Origin of the sequence: Allosphingosinicella indica (assembly GCF_900177405.1) — a bacterium.
Lineage (GTDB): Bacteria > Pseudomonadota > Alphaproteobacteria > Sphingomonadales > Sphingomonadaceae > Allosphingosinicella > Allosphingosinicella indica.
This window is the reverse complement of sequence record NZ_LT840185.1, coordinates 2,505,984-2,523,417: the sequence shown is the minus strand read 5'-3', so window position 1 is coordinate 2,523,417 and position 17,434 is coordinate 2,505,984. Positions and strand designations below refer to the sequence as shown.

The 17,434-nt window shown below is 67.5% G+C and carries 14 protein-coding genes; 6 read left to right on the top strand and 8 right to left on the bottom strand.

Going from position 1 to position 17,434, the window contains the following annotated elements; all coding sequences use genetic code 11:
* The first annotated feature begins 73 nt into the window (after nt 1-73).
* Both dnaK and dnaJ read left to right on the top strand, forming a co-directional pair.
* Nucleotides 74-1,996, top strand: a complete 1,923-nt coding sequence (gene dnaK / locus B9N75_RS12470) for a molecular chaperone DnaK (RefSeq protein ID WP_085219087.1) — start codon at nt 74-76, stop codon at nt 1,994-1,996.
* A gap of 114 nt (nt 1,997-2,110) precedes the next feature.
* The gene (gene dnaJ / locus B9N75_RS12465) at nt 2,111-3,229 is read left to right on the top strand and encodes a molecular chaperone DnaJ (protein ID WP_085219665.1); all 1,119 of its coding nucleotides are present in this window, start codon (nt 2,111-2,113) and stop codon (nt 3,227-3,229) included.
* A gap of 3 nt (nt 3,230-3,232) precedes the next feature.
* Here dnaJ and B9N75_RS12460 read toward each other — a convergent pair whose 3' ends face one another.
* The 4 genes from B9N75_RS12460 to radC all read right to left on the bottom strand — a co-directional run bounded on the left by B9N75_RS12460 (nt 3,233) and on the right by radC (nt 8,414).
* Nucleotides 3,233-5,800 carry an HWE histidine kinase domain-containing protein gene (locus tag B9N75_RS12460; protein WP_085219086.1) on the bottom strand — a complete coding sequence of 856 codons (2,568 nt, stop codon included), beginning with the start codon at nt 5,798-5,800 and terminating at the stop codon, nt 3,233-3,235.
* On the bottom strand, nt 5,797-6,339 hold the full coding sequence (locus B9N75_RS12455) for a biliverdin-producing heme oxygenase (RefSeq protein WP_085219085.1): 543 nt from the start codon (nt 6,337-6,339) through the stop codon (nt 5,797-5,799). Before B9N75_RS12455 ends, B9N75_RS12460 begins: the two co-directional genes overlap by 4 nt.
* Nucleotides 6,336-7,649 (bottom strand): adenylosuccinate lyase, encoded by a 1,314-nt coding sequence (purB, locus tag B9N75_RS12450; protein WP_085219084.1) that lies wholly within the window; start codon nt 7,647-7,649, stop codon nt 6,336-6,338. Before purB ends, B9N75_RS12455 begins: the two co-directional genes overlap by 4 nt.
* Before the next feature lie 78 nt (nt 7,650-7,727).
* Entirely contained in the window at nt 7,728-8,414 is a 687-nt protein-coding gene (gene radC / locus B9N75_RS12445) for a RadC family protein (RefSeq protein WP_085219083.1), read from the bottom strand.
* A gap of 128 nt (nt 8,415-8,542) precedes the next feature.
* Between radC and B9N75_RS12440 the strand changes: the two genes are divergently transcribed.
* From B9N75_RS12440 to B9N75_RS12425, 4 genes are all read left to right on the top strand, one after another.
* Nucleotides 8,543-11,722 (top strand): intermembrane phospholipid transport protein YdbH family protein, encoded by a 3,180-nt coding sequence (locus B9N75_RS12440; protein WP_085219082.1) that lies wholly within the window; start codon nt 8,543-8,545, stop codon nt 11,720-11,722.
* Complete coding sequence (locus B9N75_RS14435) at nt 11,719-11,931, top strand: YnbE family lipoprotein (protein WP_085219081.1); 213 nt, start codon at nt 11,719-11,721, stop codon at nt 11,929-11,931. The genes B9N75_RS12440 and B9N75_RS14435 overlap by 4 nt, the downstream gene beginning before the upstream one ends.
* 14 nt (nt 11,932-11,945) lie before the next feature.
* Nucleotides 11,946-12,329 carry a YdbL family probable chaperone protein gene (locus tag B9N75_RS12430; RefSeq protein ID WP_244552351.1) on the top strand — a complete coding sequence of 128 codons (384 nt, stop codon included), beginning with the start codon at nt 11,946-11,948 and terminating at the stop codon, nt 12,327-12,329.
* A gap of 128 nt (nt 12,330-12,457) precedes the next feature.
* The gene (locus B9N75_RS12425) at nt 12,458-12,949 is read left to right on the top strand and encodes a YciE/YciF ferroxidase family protein (RefSeq protein WP_085219080.1); all 492 of its coding nucleotides are present in this window, start codon (nt 12,458-12,460) and stop codon (nt 12,947-12,949) included.
* A gap of 50 nt (nt 12,950-12,999) precedes the next feature.
* Here the strand turns inward: B9N75_RS12425 and accD are convergent, their stop codons facing one another.
* From accD to B9N75_RS12405, 4 genes are all read right to left on the bottom strand, one after another.
* Entirely contained in the window at nt 13,000-13,851 is an 852-nt protein-coding gene (gene accD / locus B9N75_RS12420; RefSeq protein ID WP_085219079.1) for an acetyl-CoA carboxylase, carboxyltransferase subunit beta, read from the bottom strand.
* A 64-nt stretch (nt 13,852-13,915) separates the two neighbouring features.
* Nucleotides 13,916-14,590 carry an orotidine-5'-phosphate decarboxylase gene (pyrF, locus tag B9N75_RS12415; protein ID WP_085219078.1) on the bottom strand — a complete coding sequence of 225 codons (675 nt, stop codon included), beginning with the start codon at nt 14,588-14,590 and terminating at the stop codon, nt 13,916-13,918.
* On the bottom strand, nt 14,587-14,955 hold the full coding sequence (locus B9N75_RS12410; RefSeq protein ID WP_085219077.1) for a lipopolysaccharide assembly protein LapA domain-containing protein: 369 nt from the start codon (nt 14,953-14,955) through the stop codon (nt 14,587-14,589). The genes pyrF and B9N75_RS12410 overlap by 4 nt, the downstream gene beginning before the upstream one ends.
* 56 nt (nt 14,956-15,011) lie before the next feature.
* Complete coding sequence (locus B9N75_RS12405; protein WP_085219076.1) at nt 15,012-17,315, bottom strand: patatin-like protein; 2,304 nt, start codon at nt 17,313-17,315, stop codon at nt 15,012-15,014.
* Nucleotides 17,316-17,434: the final 119 nt, after the last annotated feature.

The window sequence follows — 17,434 nt, the reverse complement described above, 5'->3', positions numbered from 1 at the left end:
GCCTCCGAAACGCCCGCTGCCGGATGGTCGCGGGCTTCACCCGATTTTTTACGAGGGGCATGAAGAGGTAAGCATGGCAAAGGTCATCGGTATCGATCTCGGCACCACTAATAGCTGCGTCGCAGTCATGGAAGGCGGCAAGCCCAAGGTCATCGAGAATGCGGAAGGCGCGCGCACGACGCCGTCGATCGTCGCGTTCACCAAGGACGGTGAGCGGCTCGTCGGCCAGCCGGCGAAGCGCCAGGCAGTCACCAATGGCGACAACACCATTTTCGCGGTGAAGCGCCTGATCGGCCGCCGGTTCGACGATCCGATCACCAAGAAGGACACCGAGCTGGTACCCTATCACATCGTGAAGGGACCCAACGGCGACGCGTGGGTGCAGGCGGGCGGCAAGGAATATTCTCCCTCGCAGATCAGCGCCTTCACGCTCCAGAAGATGAAGGAGACGGCGGAGAGCTATCTGGGTGAGACCGTCACCCAGGCGGTGATCACCGTCCCCGCTTACTTCAACGACGCGCAGCGCCAAGCGACCAAGGACGCCGGCCAGATCGCGGGTCTCGAAGTGCTGCGCATCATCAACGAGCCGACTGCGGCGGCGCTCGCCTACGGCCTCGAAAAGCAGGACGGCAAGACGATCGCGGTCTACGATCTGGGCGGCGGCACCTTCGACGTCTCGATCCTCGAGATCGGTGACGGCGTGTTCGAGGTGAAGTCGACCAACGGCGACACCTTCCTCGGCGGCGAGGATTTCGACAACAAGCTGGTCGATTATCTCGCCGAGGGCTTCAAGAAGGATGAGGGCATCGACCTCACCAAGGACAAGCTCGCGCTGCAGCGTTTGAAGGAAGCCGCCGAGAAGGCGAAGATCGAGCTTTCGTCCGCGGCATCGACCGAGGTGAACCTGCCGTTCATCACCGCCGACCAGAACGGACCCAAGCACCTCGTCCGCGCGATCAGCCGCGTCGACCTCGAGAAGCTCGTCGATCCGCTGATCCAGCGCACGATCGAGCCGATGAAGAAGGCGCTCGCCGATGCCGGCATCAAGACCGGCGACATCAGCGAAGTCGTCCTCGTCGGCGGCATGACCCGCATGCCCAAGGTGCGCGAGGCGGTGAAGGCCTTCTTCGGCAAGGAGCCGCACACCGGCGTAAACCCGGATGAAGTCGTCGCGATGGGCGCCGCCATCCAGGCCGGCGTGCTGCAGGGCGACGTCAAGGACGTGCTGCTGCTCGACGTGACCCCGCTGTCGCTGGGCATCGAGACGCTGGGCGGCGTGTTCACCCGGATGATCGACCGCAACACGACGATCCCGACCAAGAAGTCGCAGACCTATTCGACCGCCGAAGACAATCAGAATGCGGTGACGATCCGCGTCTTCCAGGGCGAGCGCGAGATGGCGGCCGACAACAAGATGCTCGGCCAGTTCGACCTGATCGGCATCCCGCCGGCGCCGCGCGGCGTGCCGCAGATCGAGGTCACCTTCGACATCGACGCCAACGGCATCGTCAACGTTCATGCCAAGGACAAGGGCACGGGCAAGGAGCAGCAGATCAAGATCCAGGCCTCGGGCGGCCTTTCGGATGCCGACATCGACAAGATGGTGAAGGAAGCCGAGCAGTTCGCCGACGAGGACAAGAAGCGCCGCGGCGCGGCCGAGGCGAAGAACAATGCCGAAAGCCTGATCCACACTACCGAGAAGCAGCTCGAAGAGCATGGCGACAAGGCGGACGAGGCGCTGAAGACCGAGATCCGCACCGCGATCGACGAAGCCAAGGCGGCGGTCGAGAGCGGCGAGCCCGATGCGATGACCGAAAAGGCCAGCGCGCTGGCGCAGGTCGCGATGAAGCTCGGCCAGGCGATCTATGAGAAGGAGCAGGCCGCGGCCGCTTCCGCCGGCGGTGACGAAGCCGCTGCCCAGGGTAGCGACGGCGGCCAGGGCGAAGAGGTGGTCGACGCCGAATTCTCGGAAGTGGACCAAGACAAGAAGGCGTAATCGTCATGGCCACGCCGCTCGCTCCGAGCCTGACCGCAGGCCGCCTTATCCCGAGATGGGTGAGGGCGGTTGCGGAAGGCCGGGGCGGGCGGCGTCGGCGCATGGGGCTGGGGCATGTTTGATACCGATTTCTACGAGTTGCTTGAAGTCGAGCGCACCGCCGACGACAAGACGATCAAGTCTTCGTACCGGCGGCTGGCGATGCAATGCCACCCGGACCGCAATCCGGGCTGCAAGGACAGCGAGACGCGGTTCAAGGCGATCAGCCAGGCCTATGACTGCCTGAAGGATCCGCAGAAGCGCGCCGCCTATGACCGCTTCGGCCACGCCGCGTTCCAGAATGGCGCGGCGGGTGCAGGCGGGGCACAGGACTTCGGCTCATTCGCCGACATATTCGAGAATATCTTCGGCGAGTTCATGGGCGGCGCTCAGGGCGGGCCGCGCAGCAATGCGATGCGCGGATCGGACCTGCGCTACGACCTCGAAGTGACACTGGAGGACGCCTATCACGGCAAGGAGGTCGAGCTCCGGGTCGACACCACCGTCGTCTGCGAGCCGTGCGAGGGCAGCGGCGCCAAGCCCGGCACCCAGGCGCGGACCTGCAACACCTGCAACGGCCACGGCAAGGTGCGCGCGCGCAACGGCTTCTTCGTGATGGAGCAGGTCTGCCCGACGTGCCGTGGCGCGGGGCAGGTGATCGCCGATCCGTGCAGCCGCTGCCACGGCGAAGGCCGGGTGGAGAAGCAGAAGTCGCTCCACGTCCGCGTTCCACCGGGCGTCGACGAAGGCACCCGCATCCGCCTGACCGCCGAGGGCGAGGCTGGTGTGCGCGGTGGACCCTCGGGCGATCTCTACATTTTCGTTCACGTCGCGCGCCACGCGATCTTCGAGCGCGAGGGCAACATCCTGTTCGCGCGCTGCCCGGTGAGCTTCACCACCGCGGCGCTCGGCGGGACGATCGAGGTGCCGGGGCTGGACCGGCAGATGCACAGCATCAAGATCCCGGCCGGCATCCAGTCGGGCAAGCAGATCAGCCAGCGCGGCGCCGGCATGCCGGTGCTCAACGGCCGCGGCCATGGCGACATGGTCATCCAGATCGACGTCGAGACGCCGACCAAGCTCAACGCGCGCCAGAAGGAATTGCTGGAAGCCTTCCGCGAGACCGAGACCGGAGACGAATGCCCGGCGAGCTCCGGCTTCTTCCAGAAGCTGAAGGGCCTCTGGGGCGAGTAAAACTCAGCCGGCGAGCAGGTCCGCGACGCCGCGCGCGATATTCTCGGCGGTGTAGGGCTTCTGGATAACGATCCGGTCGGAATGCTGCTCGGGGATCTGCGCCTGCTCGCCATAGCCGGTCGCGAACAGGAACGGCACGCCGAGCTCGGCAAGCCGGTCGGCGATTGCATAGGACGTGCCATCGCCGAGGTTGATGTCGAGCAGCGCGGCGTCAGGCCGATCGTCCTCAATCGCCTCGAAGGCCTGCGCGGTCGTCGCCGCGACCGCAACATCGCGCGCGCCGAGCCGCTTGAGCAGATCCTCGCCGTCGAGCGCGATAATGAGACTGTCCTCGACCAGCAGCACGGCCTTGCCGTCGAGCATTCCTTCGGCCTGCGTCTCGGCCTTTGTGTCCGGCTTCATGTCCGGAGTGGGGCGCGGCGCCTCCTGATGCAGCGCCTCGCTGACGTGCCGCTCGGGAATGCGGAAGCTCGCTTCGACACCGTTCAGCCGATAATGGATCTCCGCATCGCCGCCGATGTCGTAGGGAATCGAGCGCTCGATGATGGTGGTGCCGAAGCCGCGGCGGCTGGGCGCCTGCACCGGCGGCCCGCCCAGCTCGCGCCAGTCGATCAGCAGGTCGCCCGCAGCGTCGCGCCGCCATTTGATCTTGGCGCGGCCGCTATCGGACAGCCCGCCATATTTGATCGAATTGGTGACGAGCTCGTGGATGACCAGCGCCAGCGTCGAATAGGCCTGCGGGTTGAGGAGGACGGCGGGGCCTTCCATCTCGACGCGGTCGGCGCGACCGGCGAGGAAGGCGGCAACCTCCGCCTCGATCAATCCACGCAACGGTGCCGGACCCCAATGGTCCTGCGTGATCTGGTTGTGCGCGCGGGCGAGGGCGTGGATGCGCCGATCGACCAGCTTGACGAAATCCTCGATACTGGTGCCGGGTGCGGGCTTCGATTGCCGGATGAGACCCCGGATGAGCGCGAGGATGTTGCGGACGCGGTGGTTGAGCTCGGCGATGAGCAGCTCCTGCCGCTCGTTGGCGCGCTTTCGCTCGGCGCTCGCCTCCGATGACATGCGCAGCACCACTTCGATCAACGTCGCGCGGAGCGTTTCGGCGATGCGGAGTTCGGCCGGGCTGAACGGCTGCGAGCGGTTCTGCACCAGCTCCTTCCACTCGGCGAAGCTTTCGCGCGGCGTCAGGCGCGGGCCGTTGGGGCCATATTCCACCGGCTTGTGCGGATCGCCCGCCCAACGCACCGAGCGGATGATCTCGCTGCGGAACAGCACGACATAGTCACGCGGCGTGCGCGAAATGGGGATGGCTAGCATACCCGCGGCCTGGCCGGCGAAGCGGTCGGCCTCGGGGAAAATGTCGGCGATATGATCGGTGCCGTAGACGCGGCCCGCGCCGGTCGCGGCGAGCGCGCGGAGGATGCGCGAGAAATCGGCGAGCTCGGGCGTCGCGCCCGCGAGCGATCCGTTGCCGTCGATCCAGACGCCGACGCCATCGCAGGGGATGACGTTGGAGAGCATGTCGTGCAGCCACTCGCTGTCCTTGAGCAAAGTCTCGTCCGAGGCGACCGCGCCGAGCAATTGATCGGCGACGTCCCGCGCGCGGCGTTCGTGATCGACGGTGTTCTTCCGCTCGCGGCTTTCGAGCCGCATCGCGAACATCTGCGCGAACAGCTCGCACACCGAGCGCCGCTCGAAGCTAGGGCAGCGGGCGCTGTAATGATGGCAGGCGAAAAGGCCCCAGAGCTTGCCCTCGACGAGAATCGAGATCGACATGGAGGCATCGACCCCCATGTTCTTGAGATATTCGATATGGATCGGCGAAACCGAGCGCAGCACCGAAAGCGACAGGTCGATCGGCGCACCGCGCTCGTCGCGCGCAGGAATGATCGGCACCGGCACGGCGCCGATGTCCGCGATGACGCGCAGCAGGTTGCGGCGATAGAGTTCGCGCGCCTGCGCCGGGATGTCGGTCGGTGGATAGTGAAGCCCGAGAAACGAACCGATGCCGCTGCGGGCCGCTTCCGCCACCACCTCGCCAGAGCCGTCGGGAGCGAAGCGATAGACCATCACGCGATCGAACCCGGTCAGCGCGCGAATCTGGCGCGCGCCCTCGTTGAAGAAGCGCGTCATGTCGGGCGCCTGATCGAGCCGGGAGACCATCGAGCGGACGGTGCCGGTGGGATCGCCATGCTGCTCGTCCAGCGACGGCTCGGCCTCGATGACGATCTGGCCGCCGGTCATGTGAATGGCGATGTCGAAGGCATCGTGGTTCGCGGTCATGTGACAACGGAAGATGCGCTCGATCGAATCCGGACCGCGCAGGATGGCGAGGCGGTTGCGCATCGCGTGGATGGACCCCGCCTCGACGAAATCGGCAAGCGGGCGCCCGATCATCGCATCGGGGCCGGTGCCGAGGAAGTCTGCGATATTCGCCGACACGCGGGCGACGATCCAATCGGTGGTGACCGCGATGAGGAAGCCTATCGGCTGGATGGCGCCCAGTTGATGGATCGGCTCGCGATCGCAGTTGGTCAGATCGACCTGTGCCGACACCTTGTTCACGCGCGACCCAACTCCAATACCCGAGCCCCGCTGGACTCAAACGCCCCGAACACCATGCACGCGGCCTCCACCGCCCGATCGGTCTGATCAGGACGATTAAGGGTAACGTCGATAAGCGCCAACAGTTTCCGCCAAGCGCCCGGCGGCTGCGGCGCATCGAGGAACGCGCGCGGAAAATCGGCCTGGATGGATTTCTTGAGCAGCGATCCGCCGAGCCGCGATCCTTCGAGAACGTAGAGTGCGCCGAGCACGTCTGCCTCGCCCGCGAACACGGGGTGCGCGCCGTCCGGAATAGCGACGCCGAGGCGGGAGAGATCGGCGCGGAGCGCATCGCCGCGCCGCCGCTCGTGCCAGTCGGGGACCAGGTCTCCGATGCCGGCGGCGTCGAGCGCCTCCTCGATCGGCAGGAAGGCGCCCGCCTGCGCGGCCAGGAAGCCCCGATAGCCGTCTTCGCTGGCGAGATCGAAGCGGCCGAACAGCGCATCAACGCGCTCATGCTCTTCCGCGGTGCGCGCCCGGAGTGCGGCGCGGGTGCTCATGCGCCGAAGACGCGGGCGAAGATCGAGTCGACGTGCTTCAAGTGATAATCGAGATCGAACAGTACTTCGAGCTCGGCCGCTGAGAGGCGGGCGCCGACTTCCTCGTCTGCCTTCAGGAGATCGAGCAGCGACAGCGCGCCGTCCGATTCCCAGACGCGCATCGCGTTGCGCTGGACGAGGCGGTAGCTGTCCTCGCGGCTGACGCCCGCCTGAGTGAGCGCGAGGAGGACGCGCTGCGAATGGATGAGGCCGCCCATCCGGTCCATGTTCTTCTGCATGCGCGCCGGATAGACGAGCAGCTTGTCGACGACGCCGGTGAGACGCGCGAGCGCGAAATCGAGCGTGATCGTCGCGTCGGGGCCGATGTAGCGCTCGACGGACGAGTGGCTGATGTCCCGCTCGTGCCAGAGCGCGACATTCTCCATCGCGGGCAGGGCATAAGCGCGGACCATGCGGGCGAGGCCGGTGAGATTTTCGGTCAGCACCGGATTGCGCTTGTGCGGCATCGCCGATGAGCCCTTCTGGCCCGGCGAGAAATATTCCTCGGCCTCGAGAACCTCAGTGCGCTGGAGGTGGCGGACTTCTACGGCGAGGCGCTCGATCGACGAGGCGATGACGCCCAGCGTCGCGAAGAACATCGCGTGCCGGTCGCGCGGGATGACCTGGGTCGAGACCGGCTCGACGGCGAGGTCGAGCTTGTCGGCGACATGCTGCTCGACGCGCGGATCAATGTTAGCGAAGGTGCCGACCGCGCCCGAGATAGCGCAAGTCGCGATCTCGGCGCGTGCGGCCTCCAGCCGGGTGCGGCAGCGCGCGAACTCGGCATAGGCCTCGGCCATCTTGAGGCCGAAGGTCACCGGCTCTGCGTGGATGCCGTGGCTGCGGCCAATGGTTGGCGTCAGCTTATGCTCGATCGCGCGGCGCTTGAGAACTGCGAGCAGGGCATCGAGATCGGCGAGGAGGAGATCCGACGCGCGGGCGAGCTGGACGGCGAGGCAGGTGTCGAGCACGTCGCTCGAAGTCATGCCCTGATGCATGAAGCGCGCGTCCTCGCCGACATTCTCGGCAACCCAGGTGAGGAAGGCGATCACATCATGCTTGGTGACCGCCTCGATCGCGTCGATCGCGGCGACGTCGATCGCCGGCTTGGTCGCCCACCAATCCCACAGCGATTTGGCCGCGCTCTTCGGCACGACGCCGAGCTCCGCCAGCGCGTCGGTCGCATGCGCCTCGATCTCGAACCAGATGGCGTAGCGCGTTTCGGACGACCAGATGGCCGTCATTTCGGGCCGCGAATAGCGGGGGATCATGCCTGTTCCTGACGTTTGGGCGGGGACGCGCGGCGCCTAGCAAAGTCCCCCGCCAGCCGCAATCGCAGGCGCTTGCGCCTAGAGCAGCCCCATCGAGCGCAGGCTCGAATGGCCGGCGGTGCCGATGATGATATGATCGTGGACAAGGATCTTCAGGTGCCGGCCTGCCTCGACGATGTCGCGGGTGATGGCGATGTCCTGCTTGCTCGGCTTCGGATCGCCGCTCGGATGGTTGTGGACGAGGATGAGCGCGGCGGCGTGATAGTCGAGCGCGTGGCGGATGACCTCGCGGACGTAGACCGCGGCCTCGTCGATCGAGCCTTCGGACACCAGCTCGTCACGGATCAGCATATTCTGGCTGTTGAGATAGAGCACCCGCACGCGCTCGACCGGATTGTGCGCCATATCGGCGGTGAGATAGTCGAGCAGCGCCTGCCAGGACGAGAGGATCGGCCGCGGCTCGACCTCGGATTTCAAAAGCCGCAGCGCGCTAGCCTGCGCTATCTTGATGGCAGCCACCGAGCCTTCGGACAGCCCGCCGATGCGGGCCAGCGCCTGACCATCGGCGGAAAGCAGTGCGCCAAAGCCGCCGAATTCCCGGATGAGCTTCTTCGCCAAGGGCTTGGTGTCGCGGCGGGGAATGGCGAGGCCAAGGAGATATTCGACGAGCTCGTGATCGAGCAAAGCGTCTGGCCCGCCTTCGGCCAGCCGTTTGCGCAGCCGCGCACGGTGGCCCGCATTGTCGTCGACTTCCCCCTCCGCCATGCCGCAGGATTAAGGCGCGGCGCCGCGATGCGCAAACATTCTGGTTGCGGAACGCTCGGCGCGCGGCGAGGGTTGTCGCGCAATGCGCGCCGCCGATGTCACCGCCGAAGCACGGGCCCGATAGGCGCATGGAGCCCGAAGACATTGCGCCGCGGCGGCGCTGGCGCCCGACCTGGCGTTTCGTGTTGCTGGGCATCCTGCTGGTGGGCTTGCTCGCGCTGGCGATCCTCTGGGCGCAGCGCAAACCGCTCGCGCAGGGCCTGATCAACGACGAATTGCAGAAGCGCGGGGTCAACGCGCGCTACCAGATCGCCGATCTGGGCCTGCGCCGTCAGCGGCTGGTAGATGTCGTGATCGGCGATCCGGCGGACCCCGATCTCGTCGCCAAGGCGATCGACGTCGATCTCTCGCTGGGCTTCGACGGTAGCACGAAGGTCGAATTCCTCCGCATCCGCGGTGCGCGACTGAAGGGCCGGGTGGTCGGCGGCGAGCTCCGGCTCGGCGAGATCGACAAGCTTCTGCCGCCGCCGAGCGGCAAGCCGTTCACGCTGCCCGACATCGACGTCGATATCGACGACAGTTCGCTGCGGCTGGAAACGCCGGCGGGTCGGGTCGGCCTGGCGATCCGCGGGCGTGGCAATCTCGCCGATGGGTTTGATGGCCGGGTGGTGGCGAAGGCGCCAAGGATGGCGCTCGGCGATTGCCGGCTCGAGCGCGGCGTGGCGCGCGTTGCGCTGTCGGTCCGCGAGCGGCGGCCGGGCATCGAAGGACCGGTCGGCGCCGGTGGGCTGCAATGCGCCGGGCGCGGCGTGGCGCTGGAAGCGCCGGAAGCGATCGTCGACGCCCGCCTGTCCGAAGCGCTCGACCGGTGGCGTGGTAACGCGCGGCTGGCGCTGCCGTCGGGGCGGATCGGAGATCGCGCGTTCGCGCGGTTGACCGGAACGGTAGGGTTCGACGGCTCCGCCAACGCGATGCGCGGCACGATGGACCTGGCAGCCGAGCAGGCCCGGATGCCCAAGTTGCAGAGCGGTGCGCTGCGGCTCGCGGGCGGCTATCGCTGGACCGAGCGCGGCGGCGTCGCGGCGAGCGGCGATGCGGCGGCCGACGGGCTGCGGTTCGCGCCGTCGCTGCTGGCGCCCGCGACCGCGCCGCTGGAATCGCTCGACGGGTCGCCAGTCGGCCCGATCGGCGCGGCACTGGCCGACGCCGTGCGCCGTGCCGGGCGCAGCGCCAACGTGCGCGGGCGCTTCCAGTTGGTCAGCGATGCGGGCGGCGGCGCGCTCCGCATCCGCCGCATGACCGCCGATACGGCCAGCGGTGCGCGGCTGGCACTCTCCGGCGGCACCGGCGCGACCTATTATTTCGGCCTTGGCCGCGCCCGGCTCGACGGCACAGTGACGCTCGCGGGCGGGGATTTCCCGGACACCCGGATCGCACTGTCGCAGCCGGTGGCGGGGGCGCCGATCCGCGGCACCGCGACGGTCGCGCCGATGGCGGCGGGCGCGACGCGACTGGCACTGGCGCCGGTGCGCTTCGGGCCGGGCGCAGGCGGTGCGACGCGGATCGAGACGGCGGCGCGGATCAGCGGCCCGCTTGCCGACGGGCGCGTCGAGAATCTGCAATTCCCGATCAGCGGCCGGATCGGGCCGCGCGGTCGCTATGCCTTCGGCGAAACCTGCATCGCCGCACGGTTCGATTCGCTGCGCATATCGGGGCTCGTGCTTGGGCGCTCGACGCTGCCGGTCTGCCCGAGCGGCCCTGCGATCGCTTATGCCGATGCGCGGGGCCGGCTGGCGGGCGGCGCGCGCATACCCGGCGCGCGGATCGCCGGGCGGCTCGGCGGATCGCCGCTCAACGTCACGACGCGCGAGGTACGGGTGGCGCTGGCGAAACCCGGGTTCGCCGCGGACCAGGTCGCGATTCGCCTGGGACCGGAGGGCGCCGTCCACCGGCTCGATCTCGCGCGGATCGCGGGCGACTTCACCAGCGCCGGGATCGCCGGCACCTTCGCGGGCGCCGACGGCAAGCTCGCCAATGTGCCGCTGCTCGTCAGTGGCGGCGAAGGGCGCTGGACGTTGCGCGGCGGGCGGCTGGCGCTGGAGGGCGGGCTTACCGTTTCCGACGATTATGCCGATCCGCGCTTCCGGCCACTGAACAGCAAGGATTTCAAGCTGACGCTGGCGGACAACCGGATCGACGCCACCGCTTCGCTCAACCATCCGGCGAGCGGGACGTTCGTCACCCGCGCGACGATCCGCCACGATCTCGGCAGCGGGCGTGGCGATGCGGTGCTCGACGTGCCTGGCATCCGCTTCACGCCCAACGGCTTCCAGCCCGACGCGCTGACCCGGCTCACCACCGGCGTCGTCGCGCTGGTCGATGGCGAGGCGCGCGGGCAGGGGCGCATCGCGTGGAGTCCGGAAGGCGTCACCAGCACCGGCAGCTTCACCACCGACAACACCAACCTCGCCGCCGCCTTCGGCCCGGTCGAGGGGCTGGCGACCACGGTGAATTTCACCGATCTGCTCGCACTGGAAAGCGCGCCGGGGCAGGAGGCGCGGGTCAAGCTCATCCGGTCGGGCATCGACGTCTATGACGGGGTGATCCGCTACCAATTGCTGCGCGACCTCAAGGTGCGTGTGGAAGGCGGGCGATGGCCGTTCGCGGGCGGCGAGTTGCTGCTCGACGAGACATTGCTCGATTTCGCGCAGCCGACCGACAAGAATCTCGTCTTCCGCGTCGCGGGCATGGACGCGGCGGCGCTGATCGAGAATTTCGAGTTCGAGAATATCTCCGCCACCGGCACCTTCGACGGCGTGATCCCGATGGTGTTCGGCGAGCGCGGCGGGCGGATCGTCGGCGGCCATCTCGTCGCCCGCCCGGCCGGCGGCACGCTCTCCTACATCGGCGAACTGACCGACAAGGATCTGGGCGCCTACGGCAAGCTGGCTTTCGATGCGCTCAAATCGCTGAGCTACGACAAGCTCATCATCGATCTCGACGGCTCGCTCGACGGCGAGTTCCTGACGCGGATCGAGCTCGACGGCATCGCCCGCGATTCGGCGCTGGCGCCGATCAATGCGGGCGGCATCCAGGGCATCATCGCGCGCCGCGCGCTCGGCCAGCTCGCCAAGATCCCGTTCGAGTTCAACATCACGGTCCGCGGGCCGTTCCGCACGCTGATGGCGACCGCGCGCTCGCTGGAGGACCCCAGCCTCCTCATCCAGAGCGCGCTGCCGCCGGAGCTGCGCGAGCCTTCCGCCTTCGAATCCCCCGTTCAGCCAGAGGAAAGCGAGCCCATGCCATGATCCGTCCGAAATCGAGGAGACGCGAGTTTGACAGCGCGAAGGGAGTTCTGGCCGTGCCGTTCATCGCCTTATTGGGCGGGTGCGTGCAGGTGAGCGCGCCCGACAAGCCGATCGAGATCAATCTCAATATCAACATCAGGCAGGAAGTCGTGGTAAAGCTCCAGCAGGACGCCCGCGAACTCATCCAGCAAAACCCGGGAGTATTCTGACGATGACCCGACGCATGAAATTCCGCGCTGCCGCCGCGATCGGCCTGGCTGCGATCACCGGCGGCAGTGCCGCTTATGCGATGCTGCAGAACGATGCATCTGCGTCGCTGCGCTCCTCCGGCCAGGCGGGCGAGCAGGCGGACGGCTATATGGGCGTAGTCGGGTCGGCCTCCGCCGACATCCGCGCGCAGGTCGAGGCGGTGAACATCAAGCGCCGCGCTTATTACACCGATCTCGCTGCCAAGCGCGGCGCGAAGATCGAGGAAGTGGCCGCGGCGACGGCGTGCGAGATCTTCGCCAGCCGCGTCGGCCCGGGCCAATATTATCGCCTACCTGGGGGCAGCTGGACCAAGCGCGAAGGAAATGCGCCGGTGCCGAAACCGAGCTATTGCGGCTGATCAATCCGCACGCTGCGGAGTTTCAGTTTTTCGTATTGATTTAAGTCAATTAGCGGAACCACAGGGCCTCACGACCGCTACCGGCGGACGCGACTTCTAGCGTCCAATTCAGTAGCGGAGACCCAGCAATGGCCGAAAAGACACTCGACGACCTGTTCCACGACACGCTTCGGGACATCTATTACGCCGAGAAGAAAATCCTGAAGGCGCTGCCCAAGATGGCGAAGGGCGCGCAATCGCCCGAGCTCAAGGCGGCGTTCGAGAAGCATTATGACGAGACCGAAGGCCAGATCGAGCGGCTCGAGCAGGTGTTCGAGCTGATCGGAAAACGCGCGCGCGGCAAGAAATGCGAGGCGATCGAAGGCATCATCGAGGAAGGCGAGGAAATCCTCGACGAATATAAGGATACGCCGGCGCTGGACGCCGGGCTGATCTCATCGGCGCAGGCGGTCGAGCATTATGAGATCGCCCGCTACGGCACGCTGAAGCGCTGGGCGACGGTGCTTGGCCTCAAGGACGCCGCGAAGCTGCTCGACGAGACGCTCCAGCAGGAGAGCAAGACCGACGGCGATCTCACCAAGCTCGCCGACGCGGCCGCGAACGCCAAGGCTGCGGCCTGACGACAAAGGGAGGGCGCCGGACCGCGGTGCCCTCCCATTCCGATGACTGATCAGGCGGCGCTGTCGCGCGGTTGCAGATATTCGACGAGCTGGGCGAGCCGGTGGCGCAGCTCCGCGCGCGGTACCACCATGTCGATCATGCCATGCTCCAGCAGATATTCGGCGCGCTGGAAGCCCTCGGGCAATTTCTCGCGGATCGTGCTTTCGATCACCCGCTGCCCGGCGAAGCCGATGAGCGCACCGGGCTCGGCGATCTGGACGTCGCCCAGCATCGCATAGCTGGCGGTGACGCCGCCGGTCGTCGGGTCGGTGAGCACGACGATATAGGGGAGGCCCGCTTCCTTCAGCTCGGCGATCGCGACGGTGGTGCGCGGCATCTGCATGAGCGAGAGGATGCCCTCCTGCATGCGCGCGCCGCCCGCCGCGGTGAAGACGATATAGGGCACACGTTCGGCGATCGCGGCGCGCGCGCCTTCTAAGAAGGCGGCGCCGACCCCGAGCCCCATCGATCCGCCCATGAAGGCGAAATCCTGCACGCCGATCACCGCGCGGCGCCCCTCGACCGCGCCGCGCGCGTTGATCAGCGCGTCCTGCTCGCCGGTCGCCGAGCGCGCCGCCTTGATGCGATCGGTGTAGCGTTTGCTGTCGCGGAACTTGAGCGGATCTTCGCGCGTCTGCGGCGGGCTCAACGTCTCCCAGCCCGGATCGAACAGCAAGTCGAACCGCTTCTTCGGCCCGATCCGGCCGTGATGGCCGCAACGCGGGCAGACCGAGAGATTCTCCTCGAACTCCTTGGTGAAGACCATCGCCTCGCACTGCGGGCATTTGTGCCACAGCACGTCGGACGTCTCGCGCTTGGGCAGAAACGGGATGCTTTGGCGGACGCGGTTCAGCCAGCTCATGGGCGTGTCTCCTCGGGCGCGCCGTTTAGCGCGCCGGGCCGCATTGTCCACATCAGGGCAGGCCTCAGAGCGTCGCTTCGATCGCGCGCGCGGCGGTGTCGGGATCGGCAGCCTGGGTGATCGGCCGCCCGACGACGAGGATCGAGGCGCCGTTGTCGAGCGCCTGGCGCGGAGTCATCACACGCTTCTGATCGCCATGGCCGCTTTCGGCGGGGCGGACACCCGGAACTACGAAGAAGCCGTCGGGCCACGCGGCCTTGGCGGCGGCGACTTCGTTGCCCGAGCAGACAACGCCGTCGAGGCCGGCATCGCGCGCGAGCGCGGTCAGCCGTTCGACCTGCGGCTGCGGCTCGGCGGCTAGGCCGATCGAGCTGAGATCGCTGCCGTCGAGGCTGGTCAGCACGGTCACCGCGACCACCTTGGTGCCGGTGGGCGCCGCCGCCTTGGCATCCTCCATCATCGCGCGCCCGCCAGCGGCATGGACGGTGAGGATCGCAGGCTTCAGCGGGCGCAGCGCCTGGATCGCCTTTCCGACGGTGTTGGGAATGTCGTGGAGCTTCAGATCGAGGAAGATCGGCAGGCCGAGATCCGCCATTTCGCGCACCCCGGCGCGGCCGTTGGCGGAAAAGAATTCGAGCCCGAGCTTGATGCCGCCGACGTGATTGCGCACCCGCTCGGCGATGCTGCGCGCGCGGTCGAGCTCGGGCGTATCGATGGCGACGTAGATCGGGCTTCTCATGTGGCGGGCCAGACCTTGCTGTCGGTGGCGACGCGATCGTCCGCGCCGGTGCGCGGCGATGCCGGATCGGCAGGGTCGAGAGGTTCGACCGCAGCGGCGACCGGCGCCGGCGCGGCCGGGAGGCTCGCGGCGATCTGTCGTTCGAGCGCCTCCAGCCTGCGCTTCAGCGTCCAGATGCGCGCGCGGGAGATGAGGAACATCGGCACGAGGCCAAGCAGGAAGGCGAAGAAGATCAGCGCGGGCAGCTTCACGTCGGCCTGGAGGCCACCCCACAAGGTGAGCGTCACCGAGTTCCAATTGGCAGTCGCGAACAGCACCACCGCGACGGCCAGCGCGACCCAGAAAAGCGTTCTCAGGAATTGCATATGTCGCTCCGTTCGCTCGTCCCTAGGCTCTCCGAAATCGCCTGACCAGTCCAGCGCTAACCGATTTCCTTCTCCAGTGCTGCGAAGAGATCGGGGATCGCAGTGAGCCGCGCGCGCTCTTCATCGAGGATCGCGCGAAAGGCGGAACGCTTGAGGCCCGCGAAGGCGCCGGGCGGCAGGTGGCTGCCGTGGGGCAGCGCGGAGACGACGATGTCGATCAGCCGGTCGGCGCCGTGGAGGCGGCCCCACAGATAGTCGTTCTCGCGATAGGCGCGGCTGAAGAAGGCGCCGAAGCTGTTGAACTGGATGCCCTTCAAGGTCGCGGCCGCGCCGCCCTCACGGATCGCGGTCGCATCGTCCGGCGAGATGCGATCGACCTTCACCGGCTGGAACTCGTCGAGGCCTTCGCCCTGGAACAGCGGCAATGTCGCGACGTCGTAGAATGGGAAGCCGAGATAGGCGAGCAGCATGACCCGCCGCTCGGTCTTCGGGAGCCCTTCGAGTGCATCGGTCAGCCGCGCATCGACCTGCTCGTCGAGACGCTTGAGATCGAGCAGCGCGGCCAGCTCGGCGAGCGCGGGGCCGGGATGCTCCTGCGCGGCGCGGACCGCATCGCCGACGGGCACCGCGGCGGCTTCGATGCCGAGGCGATAGGTGCCGATACATTCGTAGACGATCGCCCGGGCCTGCTCGATCGCATCGGCGGGGGCGTCGTCGGTCTCCGCCATTTCGGCGAGGCGCCGCGCGACGAGGCGGAGACGCCGGACGCGATAATCCAAATCGAAGGTGCGCAGAAAATCGATCGCATCGTCGCGCGCGCCGTTCGCCGTCATCGCGCCCGCGTCGGCCAGCCCCGCATCGCGGAAATGCAGCCACATCCGCTTACGGATCGCCTCGCGCCGCTCGCGCCCGCCGCCGCCGCCCAGCCGATAGAGCAGCGCCGACACTTGCTCGACAACGGTAGCGATTTTTATGTGGCCGTAGGCGGCGTAGGAATAGCCCGCCTCGCGTGCCGCAGCATTCTGCGCCTGCGTACGCCAGCTCTTGAGGCGGGCGGGCGTCGGGCTCGACAACCAGAAGGTTATCCCGAAGGCGCGCTCGATCGCGGCCTCGACCTCGGGTTCCATCGCGGTGAGGATATGGCGGAGGCGCCGGATTCGTGCCGAGCGTCCGTCGATTGCCTCCAGATTGTCGCGGATCGGCTGCTCGCGCGGGATGTCGGAGAGCGCACCGAAGACGGTGGCGACGAAGCCGGGCGGCTCCGATCCCGCGCCGCCGCCCAGCCGCACGCTGTGGAGGCCTGGTTTGGGATCGATATAGACGAAGCGCCGGTCGATCTCGCGGCGCGCGGGGCGGCTCTGCAACGCGTCGATCGCCGGGCCGAAGGGTGCGTTGGCGAGCACCGATCCGTCGATCAGCACCGCACTTTCAGGGCTGCCCACCGCGGAAAGGCGGGGGAGCGCACGGGCGAGGAAGGCGGCGCGGCCGGGCCACGCCATCTTGCGCGTCTCGATCGCGCGGTCGAGCTCGCCGACCTGGAAGGGCGGGAAGGCGCCGGGAAAGCTTGCGGTGGCGCGTGCGGCGAAGGTGAGTTCGGCCGGGTGTGCGAGTTGCCGTTTCGCGCCGCCGGGATCGCGGAACGAGAGGATGAGGCGATGTTCTGTTTCGGTGACTTCGGACGGCGAATGAAGCTGCAGCCGCTCGGGGTGGCCGTGGAAATCGGTGACGGTGACGAACAGGTCGAGCGGCTGGTAGGCCGGGAGCAGCGAGGGGCCGCGCGCGCCCTTGGCCATCGCATCGAACGCGTCGAGCAGCAGCCCGGTGAAGCCGGGGCCGGAAAAGGGCGGCCAGAACCAGCGCGCGCGGACGAAATTGGCGAGCTTCGACCGCACCTCGTCGCGGTGGCCTTCCTCGACCGTCATATGGACCGCGCCCTTGCGGCCGGTGGAAAAGGCCCAGGCGATCGGCACCGCTGCCGCCTTGGCGATGCGCGTCACCGCATTGCCGCCGGGATCGAGCAACCGATCGACATCGGCGGTGTCGAGCCAAAGATCGGTCAGCGGATCGAGCGAGCGGCCGGCGGAGATGGCATCGGCGAGGAAAATGGCGTTGATGCCGCCTGCACTCGCGCCGGCGAGAATGTCGACCAGCACGCGGACGTCGGTGTCGGTATGTTCGGCGATGGTGGCAAGAATGTCGCGATAGACGCTTTCGCTGCCCGGTTCGGGCGGATCGCCGGTGCGGTGGCCGCGGCTGGCGCGGGCGAGCCGCCAGATCTCCTTGGTGATGCCGTGCATGTATACGGCAAGGCTGATCCCGCCGTAGCAGATCAGCGCCAGCCGCAGCTCTTTCTCCCGCATGGGCCGGAGCGTGACTCAATCGTCCGCGGATGTCGAGGCGGGCGGATGGAATGTAGAGGCACGGCGACGAGTGGAAGCATTACGACGGCGAATCGTTCCGGGCCCGTCATTCACCGCGC

Excerpts from the sequence above, each read along its gene's own strand:
- purB (WP_085219084.1), bottom strand. The coding sequence starts at position 7,649 with ATGATCCCCCGCTATTCGCGGCCCGAAATGACGGCCATCTGGTCGTCC.
- accD (WP_085219079.1), bottom strand. The coding sequence starts at position 13,851 with ATGAGCTGGCTGAACCGCGTCCGCCAAAGCATCCCGTTTCTGCCCAAG.
- dnaJ (WP_085219665.1), top strand. The coding sequence starts at position 2,111 with ATGTTTGATACCGATTTCTACGAGTTGCTTGAAGTCGAGCGCACCGCC.
- B9N75_RS14435 (WP_085219081.1), top strand. The coding sequence starts at position 11,719 with ATGATCCGTCCGAAATCGAGGAGACGCGAGTTTGACAGCGCGAAGGGA.
- radC (WP_085219083.1), bottom strand. The coding sequence starts at position 8,414 with ATGGCGGAGGGGGAAGTCGACGACAATGCGGGCCACCGTGCGCGGCTG.
- dnaK (WP_085219087.1), top strand. The coding sequence starts at position 74 with ATGGCAAAGGTCATCGGTATCGATCTCGGCACCACTAATAGCTGCGTC.
- B9N75_RS12410 (WP_085219077.1), bottom strand. The coding sequence starts at position 14,955 with ATGCAATTCCTGAGAACGCTTTTCTGGGTCGCGCTGGCCGTCGCGGTG.
- pyrF (WP_085219078.1), bottom strand. The coding sequence starts at position 14,590 with ATGAGAAGCCCGATCTACGTCGCCATCGATACGCCCGAGCTCGACCGC.
- B9N75_RS12425 (WP_085219080.1), top strand. The coding sequence starts at position 12,458 with ATGGCCGAAAAGACACTCGACGACCTGTTCCACGACACGCTTCGGGAC.
- B9N75_RS12430 (WP_244552351.1), top strand. The coding sequence starts at position 11,946 with ATGAAATTCCGCGCTGCCGCCGCGATCGGCCTGGCTGCGATCACCGGC.
- B9N75_RS12455 (WP_085219085.1), bottom strand. The coding sequence starts at position 6,339 with ATGAGCACCCGCGCCGCACTCCGGGCGCGCACCGCGGAAGAGCATGAG.
- B9N75_RS12405 (WP_085219076.1), bottom strand. The coding sequence starts at position 17,315 with ATGCGGGAGAAAGAGCTGCGGCTGGCGCTGATCTGCTACGGCGGGATC.
- B9N75_RS12440 (WP_085219082.1), top strand. The coding sequence starts at position 8,543 with ATGGAGCCCGAAGACATTGCGCCGCGGCGGCGCTGGCGCCCGACCTGG.